The 25322-nt window shown below is 61.1% G+C and carries 19 protein-coding genes and 1 riboswitch; of the genes, 9 read left to right on the top strand and 10 right to left on the bottom strand.

Annotated elements, in window-relative coordinates; all coding sequences use genetic code 11:
- Window positions 1-12: 12 nt before the first annotated feature.
- Window positions 13-1917 carry a phosphomethylpyrimidine synthase ThiC gene (gene thiC / locus GRI43_RS00450; RefSeq protein ID WP_160729164.1) on the bottom strand — a complete coding sequence of 635 codons (1905 nt, stop codon included), beginning with the start codon at window positions 1915-1917 and terminating at the stop codon, window positions 13-15.
- Between the two features lie 52 nt (window positions 1918-1969).
- Window positions 1970-2084: riboswitch (TPP riboswitch) on the bottom strand.
- A gap of 130 nt (window positions 2085-2214) precedes the next feature.
- Here thiC and GRI43_RS00445 point away from each other — a divergent pair.
- Both GRI43_RS00445 and GRI43_RS00440 read left to right on the top strand, forming a co-directional pair.
- The gene (locus GRI43_RS00445) at window positions 2215-3333 is read left to right on the top strand and encodes an NAD(P)H-dependent flavin oxidoreductase (RefSeq protein WP_160729163.1); all 1119 of its coding nucleotides are present in this window, start codon (window positions 2215-2217) and stop codon (window positions 3331-3333) included.
- Between the two features lie 17 nt (window positions 3334-3350).
- Complete coding sequence (locus GRI43_RS00440; RefSeq protein ID WP_160729162.1) at window positions 3351-3986, top strand: SOS response-associated peptidase family protein; 636 nt, start codon at window positions 3351-3353, stop codon at window positions 3984-3986.
- 5 nt (window positions 3987-3991) lie between these two features.
- Here GRI43_RS00440 and GRI43_RS00435 read toward each other — a convergent pair whose 3' ends face one another.
- The 6 genes from GRI43_RS00435 to GRI43_RS00410 all read right to left on the bottom strand — a co-directional run bounded on the left by GRI43_RS00435 (window position 3992) and on the right by GRI43_RS00410 (window position 12057).
- Window positions 3992-5380, bottom strand: a complete 1389-nt coding sequence (locus tag GRI43_RS00435; RefSeq protein WP_160729161.1) for an alpha,alpha-trehalose-phosphate synthase (UDP-forming) — start codon at window positions 5378-5380, stop codon at window positions 3992-3994.
- A 4-nt stretch (window positions 5381-5384) separates the two neighbouring features.
- Complete coding sequence (locus GRI43_RS00430; protein ID WP_160729160.1) at window positions 5385-7205, bottom strand: glycoside hydrolase family 15 protein; 1821 nt, start codon at window positions 7203-7205, stop codon at window positions 5385-5387.
- Window positions 7190-7942 (bottom strand): trehalose-phosphatase, encoded by a 753-nt coding sequence (gene otsB / locus GRI43_RS00425; protein ID WP_160729159.1) that lies wholly within the window; start codon window positions 7940-7942, stop codon window positions 7190-7192. The genes GRI43_RS00430 and otsB overlap by 16 nt, the downstream gene beginning before the upstream one ends.
- Before the next feature lie 192 nt (window positions 7943-8134).
- Window positions 8135-8788, bottom strand: coding sequence for a hypothetical protein (locus tag GRI43_RS00420; protein ID WP_160729158.1), 654 nt, complete (start codon window positions 8786-8788; stop codon window positions 8135-8137).
- A 52-nt stretch (window positions 8789-8840) separates the two neighbouring features.
- On the bottom strand, window positions 8841-10652 hold the full coding sequence (locus GRI43_RS00415) for a DUF885 domain-containing protein (RefSeq protein WP_160729157.1): 1812 nt from the start codon (window positions 10650-10652) through the stop codon (window positions 8841-8843).
- A gap of 124 nt (window positions 10653-10776) precedes the next feature.
- Window positions 10777-12057, bottom strand: coding sequence for a metal-dependent hydrolase family protein (locus GRI43_RS00410; protein ID WP_160729156.1), 1281 nt, complete (start codon window positions 12055-12057; stop codon window positions 10777-10779).
- Window positions 12058-12207: 150 nt separating this feature from the next.
- Here GRI43_RS00410 and GRI43_RS00405 point away from each other — a divergent pair, with 150 nt between their 5' ends.
- Window positions 12208-14262 (top strand): S9 family peptidase, encoded by a 2055-nt coding sequence (locus tag GRI43_RS00405; protein ID WP_160729155.1) that lies wholly within the window; start codon window positions 12208-12210, stop codon window positions 14260-14262.
- A gap of 109 nt (window positions 14263-14371) precedes the next feature.
- Here GRI43_RS00405 and GRI43_RS00400 read toward each other — a convergent pair whose 3' ends face one another.
- Together GRI43_RS00400 and GRI43_RS00395 are read right to left on the bottom strand one after the other, a co-directional pair.
- Window positions 14372-15256, bottom strand: a complete 885-nt coding sequence (locus GRI43_RS00400; protein ID WP_160729154.1) for a MipA/OmpV family protein — start codon at window positions 15254-15256, stop codon at window positions 14372-14374.
- Between the two features lie 63 nt (window positions 15257-15319).
- On the bottom strand, window positions 15320-15910 hold the full coding sequence (locus GRI43_RS00395; protein WP_160729153.1) for a DUF2585 domain-containing protein: 591 nt from the start codon (window positions 15908-15910) through the stop codon (window positions 15320-15322).
- 77 nt (window positions 15911-15987) lie between these two features.
- Here GRI43_RS00395 and crtY point away from each other — a divergent pair, with 77 nt between their 5' ends.
- The 6 genes from crtY to GRI43_RS00365 all read left to right on the top strand — a co-directional run bounded on the left by crtY (window position 15988) and on the right by GRI43_RS00365 (window position 24038).
- Window positions 15988-17208, top strand: a complete 1221-nt coding sequence (crtY, locus tag GRI43_RS00390) for a lycopene beta-cyclase CrtY (protein WP_160729152.1) — start codon at window positions 15988-15990, stop codon at window positions 17206-17208.
- Window positions 17209-17264: 56 nt separating this feature from the next.
- Window positions 17265-18761, top strand: coding sequence for a phytoene desaturase (locus GRI43_RS00385; RefSeq protein WP_160730546.1), 1497 nt, complete (start codon window positions 17265-17267; stop codon window positions 18759-18761).
- Between the two features lie 8 nt (window positions 18762-18769).
- A complete protein-coding gene (locus GRI43_RS00380) occupies window positions 18770-19351 on the top strand; it encodes an LOG family protein (protein WP_160730545.1) in 582 nt (193 codons plus the stop codon).
- Between the two features lie 23 nt (window positions 19352-19374).
- Window positions 19375-20421: a phytoene/squalene synthase family protein gene (locus GRI43_RS00375; protein WP_160730544.1), complete on the top strand. Its 1047-nt coding sequence runs from the start codon at window positions 19375-19377 to the stop codon at window positions 20419-20421.
- Between the two features lie 52 nt (window positions 20422-20473).
- On the top strand, window positions 20474-22354 hold the full coding sequence (locus GRI43_RS00370; protein ID WP_160729151.1) for an acetyl/propionyl/methylcrotonyl-CoA carboxylase subunit alpha: 1881 nt from the start codon (window positions 20474-20476) through the stop codon (window positions 22352-22354).
- 136 nt (window positions 22355-22490) lie between these two features.
- The gene (locus GRI43_RS00365) at window positions 22491-24038 is read left to right on the top strand and encodes an acyl-CoA carboxylase subunit beta (protein ID WP_160729150.1); all 1548 of its coding nucleotides are present in this window, start codon (window positions 22491-22493) and stop codon (window positions 24036-24038) included.
- A gap of 44 nt (window positions 24039-24082) precedes the next feature.
- Here the strand turns inward: GRI43_RS00365 and GRI43_RS00360 are convergent, their stop codons facing one another.
- Window positions 24083-25306 (bottom strand): multidrug effflux MFS transporter, encoded by a 1224-nt coding sequence (locus GRI43_RS00360; RefSeq protein WP_160729149.1) that lies wholly within the window; start codon window positions 25304-25306, stop codon window positions 24083-24085.
- Window positions 25307-25322 lie beyond the last annotated feature (16 nt).

Genomic DNA, 25322 nt, shown 5'->3' with positions numbered 1-25322 from the left:
TAATCGGAAATTCTAGCTAGACTCTTCCTCCGGCAAATACAACCGCTCGCCCTTCTCCTTATAAACCTGCGCCATCTCGCGCATCCCCTCTTCAGCCGCCAAGCGGCTCGCCTCGGCGGTGTCCGCGCCCAGTTTTTCGCTGGCGAGGAAGCCTTCGGGGGACTGGTTCTGTTTCGCCGCGAAGTCGCGTACTTCCTGGCTGATCTGCATCGAGCAGAATTTCGGCCCGCACATGGAGCAGAAATGGGCGGTCTTTGCGCCTTCTGCCGGCAGGGTCTGGTCGTGATATTCCTCTGCCGTTTCGGGGTCGAGCGACAGGTTGAACTGGTCGCGCCAGCGGAATTCGAAGCGGGCTTTTGACAGGGCATCGTCGCGGACTTGCGAGGCCGGGTGCCCCTTTGCCAGATCGGCGGCGTGGGCGGCCAGTTTGTAGGTGACAACGCCGACTTTCACATCGTCACGGTCGGGCAGGCCGAGGTGTTCTTTCGGTGTGACGTAGCAAAGCATGGCGGTGCCGTACCAGCCGATCTGCGCCGCGCCGATGCCGCTGGTGATGTGGTCGTAACCCGGCGCGATATCGGTGACGAGGGGGCCGAGGGTGTAGAAAGGCGCTTCGCCGCACACGCTCAGCTGTTTTTCCATGTTTTCCTTGATCTTGTGCATGGGCACGTGGCCCGGCCCTTCGATCATGACCTGCACGTCTTCTTTCCAAGCGCGGTGGGTCAGTTCGCCCAGCGTGTACAGCTCTGCAAACTGCGCCTCGTCATTGGCATCGGCGATGCTGCCGGGGCGCAGGCCGTCACCCAGCGAATAGGCGATGTCATACGCCTTCATGATTTCGGTGATGTCGTCGAAATGTTCGTAGAGGAAGCTTTCCTTGTGATGCGCGAGACACCATTTCGCCATGATGCTGCCGCCGCGCGACACGATGCCGGTGACGCGTTTCGCCGCCATCGGCACGTAAGGCAGGCGCACACCGGCGTGGATGGTGAAGTAATCGACGCCCTGTTCGGCCTGTTCGATCAACGTGTCGCGGAAGATTTCCCACGTCAGGTCTTCGGCCACCCCGCCGACTTTCTCCAGCGCCTGATAGATCGGCACGGTGCCGATGGGGACGGATGAATTGCGGATGATCCATTCGCGGGTGTCGTGGATGTTGCGGCCTGTGCTCAGGTCCATCACCGTATCCGCGCCCCAGCGGGTGGCCCAGACCATCTTGTCCACTTCGGATGCGACATCCGATGCGACTGCGCTGTTGCCGATATTGGCGTTGATCTTGACCAGGAAATTGCGCCCGATGGCCATCGGTTCTGTTTCCGGGTGGTTGATGTTGTTGGGGATGATCGCACGGCCGCGGGCAACCTCGTCCCGCACGAATTCGGGGGTGATCAGGCCAGGGATGCTGGCGCCCCAGCTCTCGCCGCCGCTCGCCGCCTCGCGCGCCATTTCACGGCCCAGGTTTTCGCGCACGGCGACATATTCCATTTCGGGCGTGATGATGCCTTTGCGGGCATAGTGCATCTGGCTGACATTGTGGCCGGCCTTGGCGCGAAGGGGACGTTTGACGACGTTCGGATAACCGGGAACGCCGCCGCTGCGATCAGGGCCAAGCTGGCCGTTATCTTCGGGCTTCACTTCGCGCGCGTCATATTCCTCCACATCACCGCGGCCCATGATCCAGTCGCGGCGCAGCTGGGGCAGGCCCTTGTTGATGTCGATCTGCGCATTGGGATCGCTGTACGGGCCGGAGGTGTCATAAACCTTCACCGGCGGTTCGCCGCTGGTCGGTTCCAGTTCGATCTCGCGCATGGCGACTTTCACGTCGGGGTTGCGGGGGCTTTCTACATACACCTTGCGGCTGCCGCGGATCGGCCCGGTGGTTACGCCAATTTCGATGTGCGAGTTGATGTCGGCCATGTCAGTGCTCTCCATTGCGGGAGAACGGATGCCCGGTTCCCTCCGCCTGGCGCAGGAAAGGCCTTCCGCTCCCTCCGCCGATGCTAATCGGTTCAGGTTCAACGGGTCGGGCAGCGCAACCTGCCCCTCTCAGCCAATCAACAAAGCTGGCTCCCCGGGGATGCCAGCAATGGTAGGGGCTTGCGCCCATCCAGTCCAGCACAGGATTCAGCGTCCGCGAAATGCGCGGCGGCCGTCATCCTTGACGCGGGGCCAATTCGAACGGATCACGGCGCAGCAGGCCAAAGGGAGAGAGAAATGCCGTTCCGGATGACAGAGATGGTGGGATGCGAATTTCCGCTGTTCGCGTTTTCGCATTGCCGCGATGTGGTTGCCGCAGCCAGCCGCGCGGGCGGTTTTGGAGTCCTCGGTGCGGTAAGCTACACCCCTGAGCAGCTGGAACACGAACTCGCCTGGATCGACGACAACGTCGAAGGCAAGCCATACGGCGTGGATGTGCTGATCCCCGAGGTGCAGGCGGTCGACAATTCGGTCAGCGCCGATGCGATCATCGCGCAGATCCCGGCTGAATACCGCGACTTCACCCGCAATTTGCTGCGCGAATGCGGGATCGGGGACGATACGGGCGCGCCGCAGGGCGGATCGCAGGCACCGAACACTTCGCTGGGCCAGGAATTGCTGGAAGTCAGCTTCAACCATCCAGTCCGCCTGATCGCCAACGCACTGGGCACCGCCCCGCCCGCGATGATCGAGGCGGGCAAGAAACACGGTATCCCGGTGGCTGCGCTGGTCGGGGCGAAAGAACACGCGCTGAAACAAGTGGAGGCAGGCGTCGATATCATCGTTGCCCAAGGCGGCGAAGGCGGCGGCCATTGCGGCGATGTGTCGACTATCATTCTGGTCCCCGAGGTCATCGAAGCCATAGAGCAGGCTGGCGCTGACATCCCGGTGCTTGCCGCAGGCGGCATCATGAACGGGCGGCAGATGGCCGGCATGATGGCAATGGGGGCCGCAGGGGCGTGGTGCGGCAGCGTATGGCTGGCATCGCCCGAAGCGGAAACCAGCGAGGTGTTCCGCCAGAAAATGGTCGAGGCAGGATCGCGCGATACCATCCGGTCAAAACACCGGACCGGCAAATACAGCCGCCAGCTGCGCACCGCCTGGCATGAACGATGGGATGCGGCAGGCCTGCCCGCATTGCCGATGCCGCTGATGAGCCTGCTGGCAGAGCCGGTCCTGCGCGCAATCGATGCAGCGGCAGTTGCAGGCAATCCCGAGGCACGCCAGCTGGCAACCTATTGGGTCGGACAGGGTCTGGGGCTGGTCAACGATCAGCGAGGCGTCGGAACCATCGTTCAGGACTTCAAGACGGATTTTGCGGCCGGATTTGAAAATCTCGCGGCAAATTTCGAGTAGCTTTCGGCTGCCTGACCATGACCCTGCTCTACCGCCTCGATACCGGATCAGCCTCAATTGCCGAGATATTCGGCGTGTCGGCCGGCGATGACCCGTGGGCGGGCGGGTATGCAGCGCCGGGTAGTTTCGCCCCGATCGTAACCGGTGGCCGCGAATTCATCGCTGGCCCGCGCAAGGAGCATACCAAGCCGCGGATCACTCCGCGTCTGTGGGGCGTGCCGCCGCCGCCATCTGCCCACGCCAGCACGCGCGGTGTGGCGACAGTCCGCAATGCAGCCAGCCCGTTCTGGATCGGCAATCTGCGCAATAGCGAGTTTCGCTGCCTGATTCCGGCGACCAGCTTCATGGAGTGGGGAAAGGCAAGCCCCGGCGATGGCCGCCGCGCGCAGCACTGGATCGCGCCGGGCGATCAGCCCCTGTTTGCGTTTGCTGGGGTCTGGAAAGACAGCGAAGTGCCCAGCTTCGCGATGATGACGTGCGAGCCTAACGCGGCATACAAGGCAATGGGCAAGGACAGTATGCCGGTGATCCTGCCGTCTGACGAACGTGCGCGCCATATCTGGCTGTATGGCAGCTGGGACCGTGCCAGCACCTTGCTGCAACCCTATCCATCATCGCTGATGCGCGAACTGGACAGCGCGCCCGCGCGGTAATCGCCTCAGTCAGCGCCGACGCTGCGCAGATCGCCGACGAAATTGTCGGTCCACCCGTGAATATCTTCCTCGCGGACTGATTTCACCATCGACTGATAGCGCCGCTTGCGTTCCTCCAGCGGCATATCAAGCGCCAATCGGATCGCGCGCGCCAGATTGTCCGGGCTGTGCGGATTGACCAGTACCGCGTCTTTCAACTGGTGCGCGGCGCCGGCGAATTGCGACAGGATCAGCACGCCGGGATCTTCCGGGTCCTGCACCGCGACATATTCCTTCGCCACCAGATTCATTCCGTCGCGCAGCGGTGTGACCAGGCCGATTTTGGCAGTTGAATAGAAACCGCACAGTTCCGCCAGGCTGTGCCCCTTGTTGACATATCGGATCGGCACGATGTCCACTTCGCTGCGCGCACCGTTGATCTGCCCCGTCTTCTGTTCCAGTTCGGCGCGGATTTTCTGATAGCTGTCGACGTCTTCCCGGCTGGGCGGCGCGATCTGGATGAACACCAGGTCGCGCACCCGGTCAGGGTTCTGATCGAAAAAGCGAGATATACCGTCGATCCGTTCAGGCAGACCTTTTGAATAATCGAGCCGATCCACGCCGATCATCGCGGTACGGTGCCGGGTGCTGGAAAGCATCCGCTGGGCCGCCTGCCGCGCTTCGGGCAATTTCGCCTGCGCCTGGATATGATCCCAGTCGACGCCGATGGGATATGCGCGGGCATAGGTCGTGCGCCCTTCGAAACTGATCCTGCCGGTCGCCTCGTCCACTTCAGCGCCCAGTTCTTTTTCGCAGTAATGCAAGAAACTGCCTAGCCACTCATCGGTCTGGAAGCCGATCAGGTCATATTCCAGCATCGTGCGCACCAGCCGCTCGTGATACGGCAGCGACACGAACAACCGGGCCGGCGGCCACGGCGTGTGCAGGAAGAACCCGATTCGGTTTTTCAGCCCCTTCGAACGCAGCCGTTCCCCCAGCGGGAGCAGGTGGTAATCGTGAACCCAAACCAGATCGTCGGGGTCGATCAGCGGCGAGACACTCTGCGCGAAAGCTTCGTTGACCCGCTCGTAACCTCTGCCGGTTTCGTTCTCATATTCGGTCAGGTCGATCCGGTAATGAAACAGGGGCCACAGGGTCGAATTGGCATAGCCGTTGTAATATTCCTCCACATCGTGGTGGCTGAGATCGATCGTCGCGGTGGTCACGCCGTCATTGGTATGCAGCTGGATATGGCCGGTGGTCTCGTCCGCCTCCTGCCCCGACCAGCCGAACCAGACGCCGCCGAATTTCTTCAGCGCCGAATTGAGCGCCCCGGCGAGGCCCCCTTGCGCGCCCGCAGCGCCGCGCCCCTTGGCAACGGCGACGCGGTTCGAAATGATTACCAGCCTGCTCATGATATCAGCGTACCTCGCTCCACGGTTTGGACAGCAGCCCGGCGCAGTTGATGATGCCAACCAGCGAATAGGTCTGCGGGAAATTGCCCCACAATTCGCCCGTTTCCCAGTCCAGGTCCTCGCTCAGCATACCCGACCCGGTGGTGTGCCCCAGCATGGTCGAGAAGAGGCCGTGCGCCTCTTCGCTTCGGCCAGCCAGATGTAACGCCTCGATCAGCCAGAATGTGCATACGTTGAAGGCGGTTTCAGGGGCACCGAAATCATCTTCGGTCGCATAGCGCAGCATGTGTTCGCCGCGCCGCAATTCCTTTTCGATCGCTGCGAAAGTCGACTGGAATCGCGGATCGTCGGGTTTCAGGAAGCGCAGATCAATCATTTGCAGCAGGCTGGCATCGAGATAGTCTGTCTCGAAACTGGCCTTGTAGTGCCCCCGACTGCCGTTGCCGTCACCTTCGACCCAGGCCTCTTTCTCGATCGTCTGGCGGATCGCGTCAGCCCGCTCGCGCCACAATTTCTCGCGCTCGGGCTTGCCGATCCAACCGGCGGTGTTGGCCAGCCGGTCGCACGCGGCCCAGCTCATGACAGCCGAATAGGTGTGCACTTCCTGCCTCGTGCGGAATTCCCACAGACCGGCGTCAGGCTGGTCGTGCATCTTCCACGCCATTTCGCCTACCTCTTCGAGACTGGCGAAATCGGTGTCGTCCGCAATCCGCATCAGACGCTTGTCGATAAAGCCCTGCACCGTCGGCAAGACGATCTGGCCATAGCAATCGTGCTGGATCTGTTTGTAGGCAGCATTGCCGACCCGCACCGGCCCCATCCCGCGATATCCGGCGAGATGCGCGGCGGTCGTCTCGTTCAGTTCGCTTTCGCCCATCACCGAATAGAGCGGCTGGATCTGGCCGCCTTTCGCAGAATCGACGATATTACGCAGATAGCCGAGGTATTTTTCCAGCACATCCAGCGCGCCAAGCCGGTTCAGCGCCTGCACGGTGTAGTAGGAATCGCGAATCCAGCAGAACCGGTAATCCCAATTGCGTTCGCTGCCCGGTGCCTCCGGAATTGAGGTTGTCAGCGCCGCGACAATCGCCCCGGTTTCTTCATGCTGGCACAGCTTCAGCGTAATCGCGCAGCGGATCACCTCGTCCTGAAATTCGAACGGCGTGGCAAGGCCGCGCACCCATTGCTGCCAGTATTTGCGCGTCGACTGTTCCATCCGGCGGATTTCCTCGCGCAGATTTCCGGCAAATGGTTCGTCCGGGCCGAGGAAGAAATGCGTGTCTTCCTCGATCCGGAAAGTGCGCCCTTCCATGATGTAGCCAATCGGCGCATCGGTACTGAGCCGCATCGCCTGCGGACCGACCAGATAGCGTATGTGATTGGTACCGTTGGTGGTTTCGACGGTGTGCGCGCCGTAATTTTTCATCGGCCGGAGGATAACCTTGATCCGCGGATTGCCGGCCACTGGGCGCACGATACGGCCGAAAGCAACCGGGCGGTACATCCGTCCCTTACCTTCATAACGGGGGCAGAAATCCAGTACCTCCACTGCGCTGCCGTCTTCTGCGGTGAGGCGGGTGACCAGGATGGGCGTGTTGCGGATGTATTCCTGCGACGCTGAAACCTGCCCATCGAGCTCGAACCGCCAGACGCCCGCATCCTGTTTTTCGCCGTTCAGCAACGCGCAGAAAACGGGATCGCCATCCACGCGGGGAACACAGCCCCACACCAGACCGCCGCGTTTGTCGATCAAACCGCTGACCTGGCAGTTGCCAACCGGCCAAAGCTCGAGATCTGGAGTGTGGGGGCTTACAGCTTCAGCCATTCATAGACCTCTTTCACAGTGTTGATGCGGTATGCCGCGTTTTGCGAGGGGCGATCACCAACGGCGATGCCGAACCCGCCCAGTCTGCTCGCCTGGGCAAATCCATCTTCGTCGGTCACATCGTCACCGATGAAGATCGGCAGGCTGCCCGCAAACGGATCGGTTTCCATGAATGCTGCAACTGCAGAGCCCTTGTCTGCACCGGGATGGACCAGTTCGATTACGCATTTCCCGCTTTTGGCGCGCAGATTGTTGGCCGAGGCAATTTGCCGGGCCGCCGCCTCTATCTCCGGTCCGGTTTCAGGTGCAGCGCGGTAATGCAGCGCTGCACCAAAACGCTTGCGTTCAAACAGCGCGCCATTGGCTGCCGCCACTTCCTGTATTTCCTCGACGATGGAAACTGCCAGTGGTGCGGGATTGCTGCCAAGGCTGGTGCCATCTGCGGCAACCCGCTCCGCCCCGTGCGATCCGCCGCGGGCAATGGCAAGGTCGCCCACGTGATCGGCGATATTGTCCAGCCCGCGCCCGCTAACGAGAGCAAGGCGTCCGTCCAGACGCTGGCCGAGCTCCTCTAATCGCGAGGAAAGGTCCGCAGGCACTTCGATCGCATCGGGACCCGGCGCGATTTCCACCAAAGTGCCGTCAAAGTCGAGAAACAGCGCGACCGCCCGGCTTTCCGCCAGTTGCTGAAAAGCAGGCGGCGGGGGGAGCGTGGAATCGGGCGCAGACGCGGTCATTGCAAGGGGTCTACCTTGCATCGGCGCCGCTTGGAACCTGTCATGCAAACCTATTCACTGCATTGCAGCATAAATTCGCCGCAGCGCAGCATCGCCCCTTCGCAGCAGCACCCCAGCCCTCGGGTCCAGTGAAAGCACGCCAGCGGCGCAAATGAAACCAACCCGGCGGATATTTCGATCAGGGCATACGGTTTAGCGGGATAGACGCATCGCAAAACCGGCTGCGACCGCAGTGAACAGCGCTGCGGCGGTACCGGTTGCCCCGGCGATGAACAGCACCGAGTTGCCCGCCGCCATGGCGGCAAAATTCGCACCAATTGCAGCCAGACCGGCAATAAGTGTCAGGCCGCCCAAAACCTTCAGACCCGCCGAATTGCCGCTGACTATGCGCAGACCGAAGAAGGTCGCGGCAATGCCCAGAAACAGCTTGGCCAGATAGAAGAAGAAAAACGCACCTGAGACAAAAACGAAAAACAGGCCGGTTTCATCCCCACCGGCGCGCGCCGCCGGTTCGAACATCGCAAGGCCGATCCCGATCTGGACCAGGTTGAAGACCCCGAACAGCCCCAGTGCGCACCAAGCGACAGGCATCGCTGCACCGCGTGCGAGCGTTACAAAGGCGGACAGCGCAATGATTATGAATGCGGCGGCCTCTATCGCCCAGACCGCTGTAATCTCTGTGCCGCGCTCGTCGAAATAGCGAATGACGTCTGCGCTCGTCAGTGCAGCCCCCGCTTCGGCAGGCTGAGGGCCGCCGAGGAATGCCATATAGACCAATTGCAGTACGACCGTTGCGATCAAGGCGATGGAGACGAACTTCACCGCACGGTTGCTAGCAATATCCATGTGTCATTCCCCGGCAGCAGGCACGTGTACCGGGCCTGCGTGTCACCCAATCTTACTTGCTGGCGATCCAGCGATCGATCTTGGCTTCGAGGACCGGCAGCGGAAGGCCGCCCGTACCCAGAACCTGAGCGTGGAATTCCTTGATGTCGAAATCATCACCAAGCTCTGTCTCTGCCTTCTGGCGCAGTTCCTGAATTTTCAGGGCACCAACCTTGTAGGCAAGCGCCTGGCTCGGGATTGCGATGTAGCGTTCGACCTCGGAAACCACTTCGGTACGGGTCATACCCGAATTGGCGAGCATGAAGTCGATCGCCTGATCACGGGTCCAGCCCTTCGCATGGAGGCCGGTATCGACCACCAGCCGCATGGCGCGCAGCTGCTCATCCTGCAATGTGCCGTAACGGTTCCATGGATCATCGAAGAAGCCCATTTCGTAACCGAGTGTCTCCGAATAAAGCGCCCAGCCTTCAACGAATGCCGTCGTCCCGCCAAAGCGCATAAACGCAGGCAGCGCGTCGTTTTCTTGTGCCAGGCTGATCTGGAAGTGATGGCCCGGCGCGCCTTCGTGCAGGTACAGTGTGACGTTGCCCGTCGTCAGGCGGCTGGGCAGGTCATAGGCATTGAAATAGAATGTGCCGGGGCGCGAACCGTCTGGCGTTCCGGACTGGTACGAACCGCCCGCACTGAACTGTTCGATCGCAGGATCGTAGGGCTGAATGCGCAGTTCGGATTTCGGCAGCAGGCTGAAATAATCGCCGATTTTTTCGTCTACCTGCTTGCCGATGTCGTAATAGCTCTGCGTCAGCGCTTCGCGGCTTTCCGGCTTGAACTGATCATCGGTGCGGACATAGTCGAAGAATTCGTTGAGTGTTCCCTCGAACCCGACCTCGGCCTTGATTTCTTCCAGGCCGGTCTTGATCCGCTCGACTTCGCTCAGGCCGAGATTGTGCAGATAGTCGGCCGACAGAGGCAGCGTTGTCGTGTTCTCGATCAACTGGGCGTAAAGCTTGTCGCCGCCTTTCATGTCGCTCAGGCCGACGGTGTCGCGGGCAGCCGCCATGTATTCATCACGCAGGAAATCACGCATCCGGGCGTGAGCTGCATAGATTTCCGCAGTCTTGGCTTCATAGGCTGCGGTCAGGCGCGCCTTGTCTTCGTCGGAAAAATCTTCCGGGAACGCAGCAACCGGGCCCATGAACTGCGAATCCGCAATCGGGATTGCCAGCTGCGTATCGAATTGCTGGATCACATTGTTGATCGTCAGCTTGGTTTCGACGACGCCGCTTTCCATCCCGTCACGGAACTTGTCGATCGCGCGGTCGGTGATGGCGATGTAATCATCGTGGCGCGACAGGTTGTCTTCGTAGTTCGCAAGCGTCTTGAACGGCGCGGCGCCCTTGCCGCTGGCAAATGTAGGATAGAAAGTGTGGAAGCCGCTGAAATGGTTTACCGGGCGCACTTCGGTCAGCGCACGGATTTCATCGGTCTGACCGGCCAGCGACTGTTCCTGATTATATTTGAACACGTCATAGGCCAGCTGATCGGTTTCGCTCAGCTTGCTGCGGTCGATCTGCGCAAGCAGGGCAAGGTTGAGCTGCGTATCGAGACGGCTGGCGTAAAAGCTGGAATCGGTCAGGTAATCGCCAAGCTTGTCGGCGTCGCTGTCATCGCCGCGGAACAGGCGGCCAAGCGGGTTTAGCTGCAGGCTGCGCGCATCGGATTCGGCGAACAGCGCGGTCAGCTTCTCGCCTTCGGTCTGGGCAGTCTCTGTTGCAGCTGTTTCAGCGTGGTGATCGGCCAGCGCTGGGGCTGCCGGAAGTGCAAGTGCGGCGGTTGCCAACAAGGCAAGGCGTAGAGTTTTCATCGTGTTAGTCCCCTAAATGATATCGTGCGAAGTGTATTAGTCAGGCAAGGCAGGTCAAGGCATGCCCCTATCGACCAAAGGCATTTGCCGGTCGATTAGCGGCACGCCGCCTGGCGGGCCGTGATCAGTCCGCGATCTTGCCCCGCACCATTACCCAGTCGACGTTTTCCAGTACGGTTACGTCGGTCAGCGGATTGCCTGCCACCGCAATGATATCTGCCGAGTATCCCGGTGCAAGGCGGCCAATCTGGCCTTCCATACCGAGCACCTTCGCGGCGACCGTAGTCGCACTGGCAAGCGCCTCGCGGTCGCTCATCCCCTGATCCTTCAGCAGGCCGAATTCCTCTGCATTGCGGCCGTGCGTGAAGACGCCGGCATCGGTCCCGAAAGCGATCTCGACCCCTTCCTTGCGGGCACGCGTGACCAGCGAAAGCGCCACATCAACGGTTGATCGGATCTTCTCCTCAACCACCGGCGTGTAGACCCCCTTGCCCAGCCCTTCGCTGATACCTTTGAACGCCATCAAGGTAGGGACCAGGATCGTCCCGTTCGCTTTCATGGTTCGCGCCGCCTGCTGGTCGATGAAAGTGCCGTGTTCGATCGTGTAAATGCCCGCCTTGCTCGCCGCCTCGATTCCGCGCGCGCCATGCGCATGCGCCATGACCTTTAGCCCCAGCGAGCGGGCGGTGTCGGCGATGCTCTTCATCTCGTCGGCGGTGAAGTGCGCCTCCAGACCCGCGCCCTGCTGGCTGAGCACACCGCCGGTGGCAGTAATCTTGATCACGTCAGCCCCGTTCTGGCCCGCGCGGCGCACTTTCTCGGCGCATTCGACAGCGCCAGTGCAGGTGTATCCACTGGTCAGCACTTCGTTCACCTCGGGCTTGAAGCCGGAAACATCGCCGTGCCCGCCGACAATCGCCAGTGCCGGACCCGCCGCGACAATCCGCGGCCCAAGGATCATACCCTCGGCAGTGCCGCGGCGCAGAGCAAACGAGGTATGCTGCGCACTGCCCGCTTCGCGCACTGTGGTGAAACCTGCCCGCAGCGTTGTTTCTGCATTCTTTGCGCCGACCACAACGCCCCATTCTTCTGCCTCGATCGCTTCTTTCCAGAAATCGCCGCCAGGATCGCCGGTCAGATGGACATGCAAATCGATCAGCCCGGGAAGGACTGTCTTGTCGGGCATGTGCACCATCGTTGCACCTTCGGGCGTAGGTAGGAAACCGTCATCGATGCTCACGATCTTGCCATCGGTCACGGTGATGGTTGCCGGGCCGGATGCGGTTCCGGCTGCGTCGGTGACCACCGATCCTGCGTGGATGATGGTTGTTTGGGCAAAAGCAGTGCCTGCGAACAGGGCAGTGCTGGCGGCAAGTGCTGCGGCAATCAATCGTGTCGAACGCATTTGAAAATCTCCCTCGTTGCGCAGGTGATGCCTATGATGTCCCGGCGAGGCAAGCGGGCTGTGCGGAACTTCGCACCAGCCATCCGGTTGCACTGGTAACCAGTTTGGGTATTACCGTCGCAAACGTACGTCACGAGAGGAAAACACCAGATGACACGCAAGCTCTTGCTCGCAGCCACTCTGCTTGGTTCGGTTTCAATCGCCGCAACCGCAGCAGCCCGCCCGATGACCCCGGAAGATGTTGCCAAGCTGGAAAGCGTCGGAGCTATCGCGGTTTCGCCCGACGGTTCGCGGGTCGCCTACACCACTTCCAGCTTGCCCGATGTGACAGAGGGCGAAGACAATGGCTCTTTCAAGCAGGAACTGAGCGTTGCCTACGGTCCGGATAACGCACGCGTTTTCCTTCCCGCCGATGTCAGCCCTTCCAACATCAAGTTTTCGCCTGATGGCCGCACGATCAGCTTCATCTGGTCGCAGGACAAGGAAAAGCGCGCGGTCTGGGGCATCCCCGTTGATGGCGGCGCGCAGCGCAAGCTGGCCGCAGTGGACGGTGCCAATGTCAGCTCCCACGTGTGGAGCCCCGACGGAACCACCATTTACATGCTGGCCAGCGCCGATGCTGACGAACAGCGCGAAGAACAGAGCGATGCCGGTTTTGACGCGGTCGTATATGAAGAAGAAGCCCGCCTAAACCGGCTGTTCTCCGCGCGGTACGGCACCGATGTGGATGCTGATCCGGCGGAGGTCACCATCCCCGGATATGTCAGCGCATTCCAGGTTGCGCCGAACGGCACGACCGCAGTGATCGAAACATCCCCCACTCCCAATGTCGACGACAGCTATACGCTCAAGCGGGTCAATATCCTCGACCTGTCGAGCGGCGACATTACCGCAATCGTCGAAACACCCGGCAAGATCGACGATGTCGAAATTTCGCCGGACGGCAGCAAGCTTTCGATGATCGCCGGGATCGACGAGAACGACCCCGCCCCGACTACGCTGCACCTGGTCGATATCGCGACCGGCGCATTTTCAGCCGTCAACGGCGGAGCAGCAGAGGCTGCGGTGGACGCCGAATTCCTCGCCGATGGACGCCTCGCGACTGTCATCGACAAGGGCGCGACCAGTTTCCTGCGCATGTATGATGCGAACGGCAACCAGCTGGCCGAATACGGCACTGGCGGCATTGCAATTTCGGGCATCGAGGCTGGCGGCGACCGTATCGTTGTGCGCGGCGATAGTGCCATGCACCCAAGCGAGCTTTTCGCGCTGGAAGATGACGGCACGCTGACCCGTTGGAGCAACCACAATGGCTGGCTCTCGGAAATCGATTTCGGCACTCAGCGTACGGTTACCTACAAGGCGCGCGACGGACAGGATGTCGAAGGCATTCTGATCGAACCTGTCGGCGGCATCCCCAGCGGCGGCGCGCCGATGATCATGAATGTTCATGGCGGGCCGGAAGCACATGAAAGCAATGGCTGGCAGACTGCCTATAGCAAGCCCGGCCAGGTTGCCGCCGGTCAGGGTTACGCCGTGTTCCTGCCAAACTATCGCGGCTCCACCGGCTACGGGGTCGATTTCGCCAAGGCGCACCAGAACGATTACGCTGGCAAGGAATTCAACGACATCGTCGATGCGAAGCGTCACTTCGTTGCTGAAGGCATCGCCGATGCAGACCGCGTCGGTATCACTGGCGGTTCCTATGGCGGCTATGCCTCTGCATGGGGCGCAACTGCGCTGTCGGCAGAATATGCGGCGAGCGTGATGTTCGTCGGCATTTCCAACCAGATCAGCAAATTCGGCACCACCGACATTCCGGTCGAGATGTACAATGTGCACAGCCGCAAATGGCCGTGGGAGAATTGGCAGGGTATGCTGGAAGTCTCGCCGATCTATCACGTCGACAAGGCCGAAACGCCGATCCTGATCATGCACGGCGCAGAAGATACGCGTGTCGCGCCCAGCCAGAGCTATGAACTGTACCGCAACATCAAGGTTCGCACCGACACGCCGGTGCGTCTCGTGCTGTACCCCGGTGAAGGGCATGGCAACCGCAAGGCAGCCAGCCGCTATGACTACAATCTGCGGATGATGCGCTGGTTCGACACGTACCTGAAGACTGGCGACCGTGATGCACCGCTGCCGCCATCGCGGCCGCAGCTGGCCGAAGGTGCCAAGGGCGCGGCTGCCGCAGAAGATTGACCATCGGGCTGGCCCTGCTGGCCTGCACAAGAAAGCCCGCCGCCGGATCGAACCGGCGGCGGGCTTTTCTTTAATAGCTTGGCCTCAGACGCGGCGCATCGTTTGGCGCTTAGAAGGTGTAACCCACGCCAACTGCCACGAACCACTGGTCCGCATCGCCGCGAATGCTGGTGAGAGGCGTATTCTTTGCATCGCCCAGCATGCGCGAATATCCGCCGATACCGACCAGTGCGAGGCCGCCATTGGTGGCATCCCCGTCCAGGTCATAACCCAGCAACATCGTGGCACTTGCCTTGGTAAATCCGCCCTCGGCCTGAAACTGCGGCAAGCCGCTGACTGTGCTGCCCGCAGCATCGACGCTGAAATAATAGTCGGCATAGCTATCATCGGCATATTCCGCGCCCAGCGTGAGCGAGGCAACTGCACCGCGGCTGAGCGGCGTGAAATATGTGACCGACGGATCGATTACCATCCCGTCATGCGCGCCCGCGACATCCCAGCGCATATCGACGTTGAAGCTCAGGCTGTCATACGGGTTGAGCAATGCAGGCAGGCTGATGCCCGCTGTCGGACCGACTTCGATTGCCGTATCGAGTTCGCCCAGGCTTTTTACCACCGGGTCTTTGATCTGCGAGGCACGCGAGCGGCGAATACGCGCCGCTACGCCGAGATCCAGACCGGGCCCTTCCTCTGCATCAGGAATGAAATCAACGGCCAAACCGCCGGGGCGCGGATTGAAATCGACCCCGCCAACCGAGCCTTGCACAATCGGCAGGACGGAAACGACGTAATCGTCCGAACCGTCATAGCTTGGCGAATACGCGGCGCCGATGCCAACGCTGACCCAGTCACCGTCGAAAACGGTTTCCGGGCGCTCTGCCGGGCCAGAGACTTCAGCGGTTTCGCCGGTGTCTTGATAAGTCTGCGCCATCAATGGCTGACCTGCGATTGCCGCGGATGCAGCGATGAAAAGCGATGTTTTGGTGAATGACATTCTTGAACCCCTGTTTGGGTCACTAACGGGATTGCAGAAATGTCGTTCCTGTGCGGCGCGCAATTATCCCATACCCTGCCACTGCTTGATCGCCTCTATCGGCCAGAACAGCATGACGATGTTGAGGCTCAGATTGTCGCGGATCGCCCACAAGGTGAACAATTCGAAGAATCCCGCCAGCAACAGGCTCGCCTGCCACGGGATGCGTGCCGCGACATAGAAGCCGGCGATCATCCAGCCGATATCGGCCATCGAATTCACAATGGAATCGCCCGCATAGCCCAGGCTGATCGTCGCCTCCCGGTAACGGTTGATAACCGCCTCGGTGTTTTCGGAGATTTCCCAAGCAGCCTCGACGATCACTGCGATGGGCAGCGCCCATTTCGCCGGTCGCCCGCCAAGCAGCGCCCATTTTTTCCAGAGCAGGAACGCCGCCGCATACATGATCAGGCCATGGGTAAAATGGCTGGGGCTGTACCAGTCTGCGATATGCTGGCTGTTTTCGGAAGATTGCACCACGCCGTGCCACAGCTTTACCGTTCCGCAGTCACAGATCGCAGGCCGTCCCATCGCGAACAGGATCGCCAGAACGACAAGCAGGAGAATGATCGTCGCCAATGCGGCTTTGCGATGCGGCAACAGATGACTGGTCATGCCGCCTTGTGACACGGGGGACGACGGAAGCAAACACATTGCTCCCCGGCGCGGCGCAGCCTAGGGGAATGCAGGTAATGAACGGGCGCGCTAGTCAGACCAGAACCGAAATTGCCATTGTCGGCGGCGGACTTTCCGGCGGGCTGATTGCGCTCGCGCTGCGCCGCCACCATCCGGAAATGCATGTCACGCTGATCGAGGCTGGCGAAACGCTGGGCGGAAATCACCGGTGGAGCTGGTTCGAGAGCGATCTTGGCCCCGAAGGAACCGCGCTGATGGCGAGTTTCCGCAAATCCGAGTGGGATGGATACCAAGTCCAATTCCCGGCTTACCGGCGCAGGCTAGGCTCACGCTACAGATCGCTGACTTCGGAAGATTTCAATGCCGCGCTGCGCCGCGAACTGGGGCAGGACACGATCCACACCGGCTATTCTGCGGCATCAATCGATGCAGGCGGCGTCACGCTGGCAAACGGCCACCGTATTTCCGCGCGCTCCGTCATCGATTGCCGGGGTCCTGAGCCCAGCCGGCACCTGACCGGCGGCTGGCAGGTTTTCATGGGCCGTCTGACACGGACCGATCGGCCGCACGGCATCAAGCTGCCGGTGATCATGGACGCGAATGTCGAACAGTTTTCGCCCGGCAGCGATGATGGGGCCTACCGTTTCGTCTATGTCCTGCCGCTGGGCGCGAACGAGCTGTTCGTCGAAGACACCTATTACACGGACACACCCGATCTGGACCGCAGCGCATTATCATCCCGCCTCGACCGATATCATGCCGCGCAGGGCTGGGACGGCCAGATATTGGGCGGTGAAACGGGCATCCTGCCGGTCATTACCGGCGGCGATTTCAGCGCGTTTCAGGCGCAGCAGCGCGTCGATGGCGTCAGCCTTGCTGGCGCGCGTGCCGGATTGGTCCACCCGCTGACCAGTTACACCTTGCCCTTTGCAGTCAGCACTGCACTGGCGATTGCACAGGACGCAGAATTGCCCGGACAGCAGTTGGCCGCTCTGCTTGAAACACGCGCACGCAGGCATTGGTCGCGCACCGGCTTTTACCGGATGCTTGGTTCGATGCTGTTCGGTGCGGCCCGGCCGCGGGAACGCTACCGGGTGTTCGAGCGCTTCTATCGCTTGAACGAGGGATTGATCGAAAGGTTCTATGCCGGGGAATCGCGCCTGAAAGACAAGGCGCGCGTCCTGATGGGCAAGCCGCCCGTACCTGTCGGCAGGGCAATTTCCGCCCTGGCCGGAAAAGGCGCGCCATTGATTGCGCGCGAGGAGAAAATTGGATGAGCAGCAAGACTGCCAGCGCTGAACCTGACCTGCTTTCCCAAGTGGAAGCTGCACCGATGGATACGGGAACCGGCAAAACCGCCTGTGTGATCGGTTCCGGCTTTGGCGGTATGGCGCTAGCCATGCGTCTGCAATCGGCCGGCATCCAGACAACCGTTATCGAAGCCCGCGACAAGCCCGGCGGCCGGGCCTATTTCTGGGAGAAGGACGGCTTCATTTTCGATGGCGGCCCGACCGTTGTAACCGATCCGCCCTGTCTGGAAGAATTGTGGTCGATATCCGGCCATGACATGAAAAAAGATGTCGAGCTGATGAAGGTCCACCCCTTCTACCGGCTCAACTGGCCCGACGGTCACAATTTCAATTATTCAAACCGGCAAGAAGAACTGAACGAGGAAATCGCCAAGCTGGAACCGGAAGACGTCGCCGGGTATCAGCGGTTTCTCGAATATTCTGCCGGGGTTTACGAAGAAGGCTATGTGAAGCTGGGCACGGTCCCGTTTCTCGATTTCAAATCGATGCTGAAAGCTGCACCCGCGCTGGCCAAGAAACAGGCATGGCGCAGTGTTTATTCGATCGTTTCGAGCTTCATCAAGAACGAGAAAATCCGCGAGGCGCTGAGCTTCCACACGCTGCTGGTGGGCGGAAACCCGTTCAAGACCAGCGCAATCTACACTTTGATCCACAAGCTGGAAAAAGATGGCGGCGTCTGGTGGACGCGCGGCGGCACCAACCGCCTGATTGCCGGGATGATACGCCACTTCGAACGGCTGGGCGGGACCATGATGATCGGTGATCCGGTGATCCAGGTCCACACCACTGGCAACAAGGCGACCGAGGTCGAAACAAAGAGCGGTTTCAAACAGCGTTTCGATGCGGTCGCCAGCAATGGCGACATCATGCATTCCTACCGCGACCTGCTGTCAGGCAGCAAACGCGGCAAGGATCAGGCGAAGTCCCTGTCACGCAAGAAGTTCAGCCCCGGCCTGTTCGTCGTCCATTTCGGGCTGGAAGGGACATGGCCGGGTATCCCGCACCACATGATCCTGTTCGGCCCGCGGTATAAGGGGCTGCTGGACGATATTTACGACAACGGCGTGCTGCCGCAGGATTTCAGCATTTATCTGCACCACCCGACCGTGACCGACCCCAGCATGGCCCCGAAGGGCAAAAGCACTTTCTATGCACTCGTGCCCGTTGCCCACATGGGCAAGCTGCCGGTCAACTGGGACGAAGTCGGACCAATCCTTGAAAAACGGATTCTGGACGAGGTCGGCCGGCGTTTGATCCCGGACATCCATGATCGCATTGTGACCAAATTCCATTATGCGCCCAGCGATTTTGCAGAAGATCTGAACGCGCATCTCGGCAGCGCTTTCAGCCTTGAGCCGATCCTGACGCAAAGCGCATGGTTCCGCGGACACAACCGCGATGATGTGATCGACAATTTCTACCTGGTCGGTGCCGGGACGCATCCGGGCGCAGGTATTCCCGGTGTCGTGGGAAGTGCTAAGGCGACCGCCGGCCTGATGATCGAGGATTTGAAGAAATGAGCCACCCGATGAAACGTCTTGCCGTCTATTGCGGCTCCGCCACGCCGGACGATCCGCGCTATATGGAACTTGCCGCGCAGGTTGGCGCTACACTTGCACAGCACGGGATCGGCGTTGTCTATGGCGGCGGCAGGCTGGGTCTGATGGGCGCAGTTGCAACCGGCGCGCTGGAAGCTGGCGGCGAAGTTATCGGCGTAATTCCCGAAGCGCTTGCCAATTCCGAGGTCGCCAACCACGACTGCACCGAATTGCATACCGTATCCGGCATGCACGAACGCAAGAAACTGTTCACCGATCTGTCGGACGGGTTCGTAACCATCCCCGGCGGCGTGGGCACAATGGACGAATTGTGGGAAGCGATGAGCTGGGCACAGCTTGGTTATCACAGCAATCCGGTCGGCCTGCTTAACGCGTTCGGTTTCTATGACCAGTTGATCGCTTTCAACTCGCACATGGCATCGGTCGGCTTCGTTCGGCCTGCGCACCACAGCATCATGATCTGGGACGGTGACATAGAAGGCCTGCTGGGCAAGATGGCCGCTTACGAACCGCACAAACCGATTTTCCAGATGAAGGCCGACGATCTTTGAGCCCGATCCGGATCTCTGCCCGTATGCTCGCGCCTTCGCGCATCCTGCGCGGCACGCCGCACCAGGCGGGCGGAGGCAGGGACCGGTTTGCACTGGTTGAAAAGGCGCGCCGGTCGATCGAGGAAGGCTCCAAAAGCTTTACCGCAGCATCCACCCTGTTCGACATCGACACGCGCGAACGCGTCTGGCTGCTCTATGCCTGGTGCCGCCGGTGCGACGACATCGCCGATGCACAGGAAATGGGCGGCGAACTGGGCGATCAGGCGGGCGCGGAAAGCAGGCTGAAATCGATCCGCGTGCTGACACAGCGCGCGTTCGACGGACTGCCCACGGCCGATATTGCGTTCGACGCCTTCGGCCTGGTCGCGCAGGAAGGCCGCCTGTCCGCGCAAATGGCGGAAGACGTCATCGAAGGTTTTGCACTGGATGCACGCGACTGGCGTCCGCGCAGCGAGGCAGACCTGCTGCGCTATTGCTATCACGTCGCCGGTGCGGTCGGAGTGATGATGGCCGCGGTCATGGGCGTCGATCCTGACGATGACGAAGTGATGGATCGGGCCTGCGATCTGGGCATCGCGTTCCAGCTGGCCAATATCGCCCGAGATTTGCTGGAAGATGACGCCGCCGGGCGGTGTTATCTGCCGATGGAATGGCTGGTGGAAGAAGACATCGAACCCGGCCAGCATACCAAACCGCACCACCGCGCTGAACTGGCCGACATGGCCGAAAAACTGGTCCTGCTGATGGACAAATACGCCAAGCGCGCCCGGCTGGGCACGGTGGGTCTACCGTTCCGTAGCCGCTGGGCGATCCTGTCCGCCGCCCGCATTTACACCGATATCGGTTACGAGGTGCGCCGGCGCGGCAAGGCTGCGTGGGACCACCGCGTGCATACCAGCAGCCTTGGCAAGCTGGGCCATGTAACCGCCGCTTTCTTCGAAGCGCTGAAAAACGATCCGGTCGGCCCGGACGATGAACCGCCGCTGGATCGGGGCGAGATCCTGCTGGCCGTGCGGATGGCCGGCCCCATCGCCCCGCCGCCGATGGACCCGCTGCCCGACGAACTGTGACCTGCTGCCCTCTGCGCTCGACATGGGCGGCACAGGGTTCTAATCGGTTGGCATGATTTCAAAGCTTCTGATCGCCAATCGCGGCGAGATTGCCTGCCGTATTATCCGCACCGCCCGCGAAATGGGCGTCGCCACCGTTGCGGTCTATTCCGATGCCGATGCGAAAGCCTTGCATGTGCGCAGTGCCGATGAGGCGGTGCATATTGGCCCCTCCCCCGCTGCGGAAAGCTATCTGGTGGGCGAGAAGATCATCGCCGCTGCCAAACAGACCGGCGCGGAGGCGATCCATCCGGGCTACGGCTTCCTGTCCGAGAACGCCGACTTCGCGCAGAGCGTGATCGACGCTGGCCTGATCTGGGTCGGACCAAAGCCGGAGAGCATCCGGGCGATGGGCCTCAAGGATGCGGCCAAGGAACGCATGATCGCCGCCGGAGTGCCCGTAACCCCCGGCTATCTTGGCGCAGACCAGTCAGTGGATCGCTTGAAGAAAGAAGCTGACGCCATCGGCTATCCCGTGCTGATCAAGGCAGTCGCAGGCGGCGGCGGCAAGGGCATGCGCAAGGTCGACGCAGCAGAGAATTTCGAAGCCGATCTGGAAAGCTGCAAGCGCGAGGCCAAGGCCAGCTTCTCCAACGACGAGGTCCTGCTCGAAAAGTGGATCACCTCGCCGCGCCATATCGAGGTGCAGGTGTTCGGCGACAGCCACGGCAACGTCGTCCACCTGTTCGAACGCGATTGCTCGCTCCAGCGCCGCCACCAGAAGGTGATCGAGGAAGCCCCCGCCCCCGGCATGGACGAGGCGACCCGCGAAGAAATTTGCGCCGCTGCTGTCAGGGCTGCCAAGGCAGTCGATTACGAGGGCGCAGGCACCATCGAATTCATCGCCGACGCCAGCGAAGGCCTGCGCGCCGACCGCATCTTCTTCATGGAGATGAACACGCGGCTACAGGTGGAGCACCCGGTGACCGAGGAGATTACCGGCGTGGACCTGGTAGAGTGGCAGCTGCGCGTGGCGAGCGGGGAGCCGATCCCGCTCAAGCAGGAGGAGCTGAGCATCGACGGCTGGGCGATCGAGGCCCGGCTCTATGCGGAAGATGTGGCGGCTGGCTTTCTTCCTTCGACCGGCACGCTTGAGCAGTGCCATCTCCCTGACGGCGCGGAGGGTATCAGGGTCGAAACCGGGATCGAGCGTGGCTCAGCAGTTTCACCATTCTATGACCCGATGATCGCAAAGGTTGTCGCGCACGGATCGACCCGAAACGAAGCAATTTATCGGCTGGGGACCGCGCTTGAAGGTGTGGCGGTGTGGCCGGTGAAGTCCAACGCTGGATTCCTGTTCGATCTGGTGACCCACGAGGCCTTTGCGTCCGCCGAACTTACCACGGCTTTCATTGCCGATCACGAGAATGACCTGAAACCGATGACTCAACCGAAGGCAGAAATGCTGAACCGAGCGGCGTCGGAATTGCTGGATCAGTACGAGGATGGAGACCGCCAAGCCCTTTCCGGTTTCCGACTCAATGCGCCAGCTAATCGCACGGTGCGGCTGCGTTCTGGCAAAGAGACCTACGCAGTCGAACCTGATGATCATCGTTCTGATCACACCTTCTCTTCGCTCGCCGCTCCCGACATTGCTCTCGTAAGTTATCGAGCCGACACTTTTGCGGTTTCGCTCGATCACGAGAGAGGCACCGGCCACGCCTCCGCCGCCGACGGCGCAATCCTCGCACCCATGCCGGGCAAGGTCATCGCGGTCGATGTGGCAGAGGGCGACACGGTTTCCGCAGGCCAGCGGCTGATGGTGCTCGAGGCGATGAAGATGGAACACGCCCTCACCGCGCCATTCGACGGGACCGTGACCGAGCTGTCGGCCAGCGAAGGCGGGCAGGTGCAGGTCGAGGCGGTGCTGTGCGTGGTGGAGCCTACGGAGTGAGGCTTGCTGCTCAGCACCAAATGGTTGCGCAGCAACCGCAAGCTCGCCGATGTTCTTTAGCGCCCGCCCGCAGCGACGCGATCCTTGAAGGAATGAGCGAGGAAATCGCACGCCGAATGGCGTGCGGAAAACAAAAATGACCTGGAAGAGCGAACTCGAGGAACTACGCCGCCGCGAGGAACTGGCGGAACGCATGGGCGGGGAAGAAAAACTCGCCCGCCAGCATGGCCGCGGCAAAATGGATGCACGCGCGCGCCTTGCCGCTCTGGTCGATGACGGGTCGTTCCGCGAAATCGGCAAGATCGCGGGCAAGGCCAGCTACGATGAAAACGGCGATCTGGAGAGTGTCCTCCCCGCCCCGTTCCTGTTCGGCAAGGCTCTGATCGAGGGGCGACCGGTTGTCGCCACGGCAGACGATTTCACCATTCGCGGCGGCGCGGCAGATGCCGGGATCAGCCGCAAGATGGTACAGGCGGAAAAGATGGCGCACGAGATGAAGCTGCCCATCATCCGCATGATCGACGGCACCGGCGGCGGCGGAAGCGTGAAGACGCTGGAGGCGATCGGCGCAACCTATATTCCCGCAGTGCCCGGCTGGGGCGAAGTGGTGAAGAACCTCGATACGGTGCCCGTTGTGGCGCTGGCGCTGGGCCCGACTGCAGGACTGGGCGCAGCGCGCACCGTTGCCAGCCATTATTCAATCATGGTTCGCGGGCTGAGCCAGATTTTCGCCGCCGGCCCCGCCGTGGTCGATGGCCTGGGCGCGAGCTACAAAAGCGCCGCCGATCACCAACAGGCGAAAGAAGACCTCGGCGGCAGCGACATTCACACGCGCAACGGCGTGGTCGATGACGAAGTGGCAAGCGAGGCCGAGGCGTTTGCCCGCGCACGGCATTTCCTTTCGTTCATGCCCGAACATGTCGGCCAGCTGGCGCGCCGGTCCAATTGCACCGATCCGATCCACCGGCGCGAAGACGCACTGCTCAGTCTGGTCCCGCGCGATCCGAAGCAGGTCTATTCCATGCGCCGATGCCTGGAGATTGTGCTGGATCAAGGCACAGTGTTCGAAATTGGCCGCAACTGGGGCCGCGCGGCCATCACCGCGCTGGCCCGGCTTAACGGATATCCCGTGGCCGTGGTTGCCAGCGACCCGAGCTTCCTTGGCGGATCATGGGAAGCCAAGACCAGCGAGAAGGTCGAGCGGTTCGTGAAACTGGCCGACCAGTTCCGCCTGCCGATCATTCACCTGGTCGACAATCCCGGTTTCATGATCGGGCGCGAGGCGGAAATGGCGGGCACCATCCGTTACGGCGTCAACGCGATGAATGCGATTTACAAGGCCACCGTGCCGCTTGCTTCCGTAGTACTGCGGCGCGCATACGGCATCGCAGGCAGCGCGATGAGCAATGCGGAAACCTATCAATACCGCTTCTGCTGGCCCAGCGGGGACTGGGGCAGCCTGCCCATCGCAGGCGGGCTGGAGGTTGCCTATAAATCGGAATTGGAAGCCGCCGAAGATCCTGCCGCCGAATTGGAAGAGATCAAGGCGCGGCTGAACAAGGTCACGTCACCATTCCGCAGCGCAGAACGGTTTAATGTCGAAGATATTATCGACCCGCGCGACACGCGTCCCTTGCTGTGCGAATTCGCCGAACTGGCTTGGCGTAGACTGGAAAGCGAATAGGCTCTGCGGGCCCCCGCGCACAATCTGACGTGCCCTGTCGTTACTCAGTTACTCACCCGGCGGAACAGCTTGCCATGTTCGCTGAACAGCACGATGGCCAGCGCCAGTAGCGCGCAGCTGAGCATCGAAACCGCCAGCGGCCGCGCCGTTCCATCGTATAGCCCGCCGATTACCGCACCCAGAACCGCGCCTGTGCTCATGCGCAGCGCGGTCTGCGCTGAACTGGCGGCACCGGCGATATGGAAGAACGGCTGCATCGCGATCGAACTGAAGTTTGCGCCAATAAAACCGAGCATTGCCATCGACAGGCTCATCAAGACGATGAACTGTGCCAAGGGCTGCTGCGCCTGACTGGCACTGATGAATTGCACCACGCTGATGGCGATGAATGCGATCAAGGCCGTGTGGCTGACACGGCGCGCGCCAAAGCGTTCAACGATCCGCGAATTGGTGAAATTGGCCAGCACCATGCCAACCACCGCGCCGCCGAAAATCAGGGCGAAGTAGTTGCCCATGCCGAATGTTTCGCTGATCAATTGCTGGCTGGAATTGAGGAAGCCGAACAGCGAACCGAACACCAGCGCGCTGCCCACGACATAGCCGATCGCGCCGCGATCCGTCAGCGCGGTGCCCATATTGCGCAGGATGGTGCCCACCTTGATGTCCTGTTTGTTGCCTTCCTGCAGCGTCTCTGGCAGCCGCGCCCATACCCAGATGCTGACCAGCAGACCAACCACCGCCATGGCCCCGAAGATCGCGCGCCAACCGGCCAGATACATGATCCCCTGCCCGACCGCCGGGGCGAGAATGGGCACCAGCAGGAAAATCATCATGATCAGGCTCATCAATCGGGCCATGCGGTCGCCGCCGACCTGATCGCGCACTATGGCAGCGGGGACCACGCTGAGACCCGCGCAGGATATTCCCTGCACAAGGCGCAAAGCCAGCAGCACATCGTAATCCGTTACCAAAGCACAGGCGAGCGAAAGGACGATGTAAGACACCAGCCCGATTGCGAGCACCGGGCGCCTGCCGAAACGGTCCGCAAATGCGCCGGGGAAGAAGGCGCCGATACCGGAACCAAGGAAGTAAGCGCCGATCACGAACTGGCGGTCATTTCCCGACGCACCCATTTCGCTGGCCATCTGGCCAAGCGCAGGGAGCATGGCATCGATCCCGAAGGCCTGCAGGCTCATCAGCAAAGCCATCAGCACGATCATTTCGCGCTCGCCCAATGCGGGCCTCGGATTGATCGGCTGGGTTGTCATTGGTTTTCCTTGGCTG

Origin of the sequence: Pontixanthobacter luteolus, assembly GCF_009828095.1 — a bacterium.
Taxonomy (GTDB): domain Bacteria; phylum Pseudomonadota; class Alphaproteobacteria; order Sphingomonadales; family Sphingomonadaceae; genus Pontixanthobacter; species Pontixanthobacter luteolus.
This window is presented reverse-complemented; position numbering and strand designations above follow the sequence as displayed.

Bases quoted from the DNA above. Each gene is read 5' to 3' on its own strand.
- thiC (WP_160729164.1), bottom strand. From the start codon at position 1,917: ATGGCCGACATCAACTCGCACATCGAAATTGGCGTAACCACCGGGCCG.
- GRI43_RS00445 (WP_160729163.1), top strand. From the start codon at position 2,215: ATGCCGTTCCGGATGACAGAGATGGTGGGATGCGAATTTCCGCTGTTC.
- GRI43_RS00440 (WP_160729162.1), top strand. From the start codon at position 3,351: ATGACCCTGCTCTACCGCCTCGATACCGGATCAGCCTCAATTGCCGAG.
- GRI43_RS00435 (WP_160729161.1), bottom strand. From the start codon at position 5,380: ATGAGCAGGCTGGTAATCATTTCGAACCGCGTCGCCGTTGCCAAGGGG.
- GRI43_RS00430 (WP_160729160.1), bottom strand. From the start codon at position 7,205: ATGGCTGAAGCTGTAAGCCCCCACACTCCAGATCTCGAGCTTTGGCCG.
- otsB (WP_160729159.1), bottom strand. From the start codon at position 7,942: ATGACCGCGTCTGCGCCCGATTCCACGCTCCCCCCGCCGCCTGCTTTT.
- GRI43_RS00420 (WP_160729158.1), bottom strand. From the start codon at position 8,788: ATGGATATTGCTAGCAACCGTGCGGTGAAGTTCGTCTCCATCGCCTTG.
- GRI43_RS00415 (WP_160729157.1), bottom strand. From the start codon at position 10,652: ATGAAAACTCTACGCCTTGCCTTGTTGGCAACCGCCGCACTTGCACTT.
- GRI43_RS00410 (WP_160729156.1), bottom strand. From the start codon at position 12,057: ATGCGTTCGACACGATTGATTGCCGCAGCACTTGCCGCCAGCACTGCC.
- GRI43_RS00405 (WP_160729155.1), top strand. From the start codon at position 12,208: ATGACACGCAAGCTCTTGCTCGCAGCCACTCTGCTTGGTTCGGTTTCA.
- GRI43_RS00400 (WP_160729154.1), bottom strand. From the start codon at position 15,256: ATGTCATTCACCAAAACATCGCTTTTCATCGCTGCATCCGCGGCAATC.
- GRI43_RS00395 (WP_160729153.1), bottom strand. From the start codon at position 15,910: ATGACCAGTCATCTGTTGCCGCATCGCAAAGCCGCATTGGCGACGATC.
- crtY (WP_160729152.1), top strand. From the start codon at position 15,988: ATGAACGGGCGCGCTAGTCAGACCAGAACCGAAATTGCCATTGTCGGC.
- GRI43_RS00385 (WP_160730546.1), top strand. From the start codon at position 17,265: ATGGATACGGGAACCGGCAAAACCGCCTGTGTGATCGGTTCCGGCTTT.
- GRI43_RS00380 (WP_160730545.1), top strand. From the start codon at position 18,770: ATGAAACGTCTTGCCGTCTATTGCGGCTCCGCCACGCCGGACGATCCG.
- GRI43_RS00375 (WP_160730544.1), top strand. From the start codon at position 19,375: ATGCTCGCGCCTTCGCGCATCCTGCGCGGCACGCCGCACCAGGCGGGC.
- GRI43_RS00370 (WP_160729151.1), top strand. From the start codon at position 20,474: ATGATTTCAAAGCTTCTGATCGCCAATCGCGGCGAGATTGCCTGCCGT.
- GRI43_RS00365 (WP_160729150.1), top strand. From the start codon at position 22,491: ATGACCTGGAAGAGCGAACTCGAGGAACTACGCCGCCGCGAGGAACTG.
- GRI43_RS00360 (WP_160729149.1), bottom strand. From the start codon at position 25,306: ATGACAACCCAGCCGATCAATCCGAGGCCCGCATTGGGCGAGCGCGAA.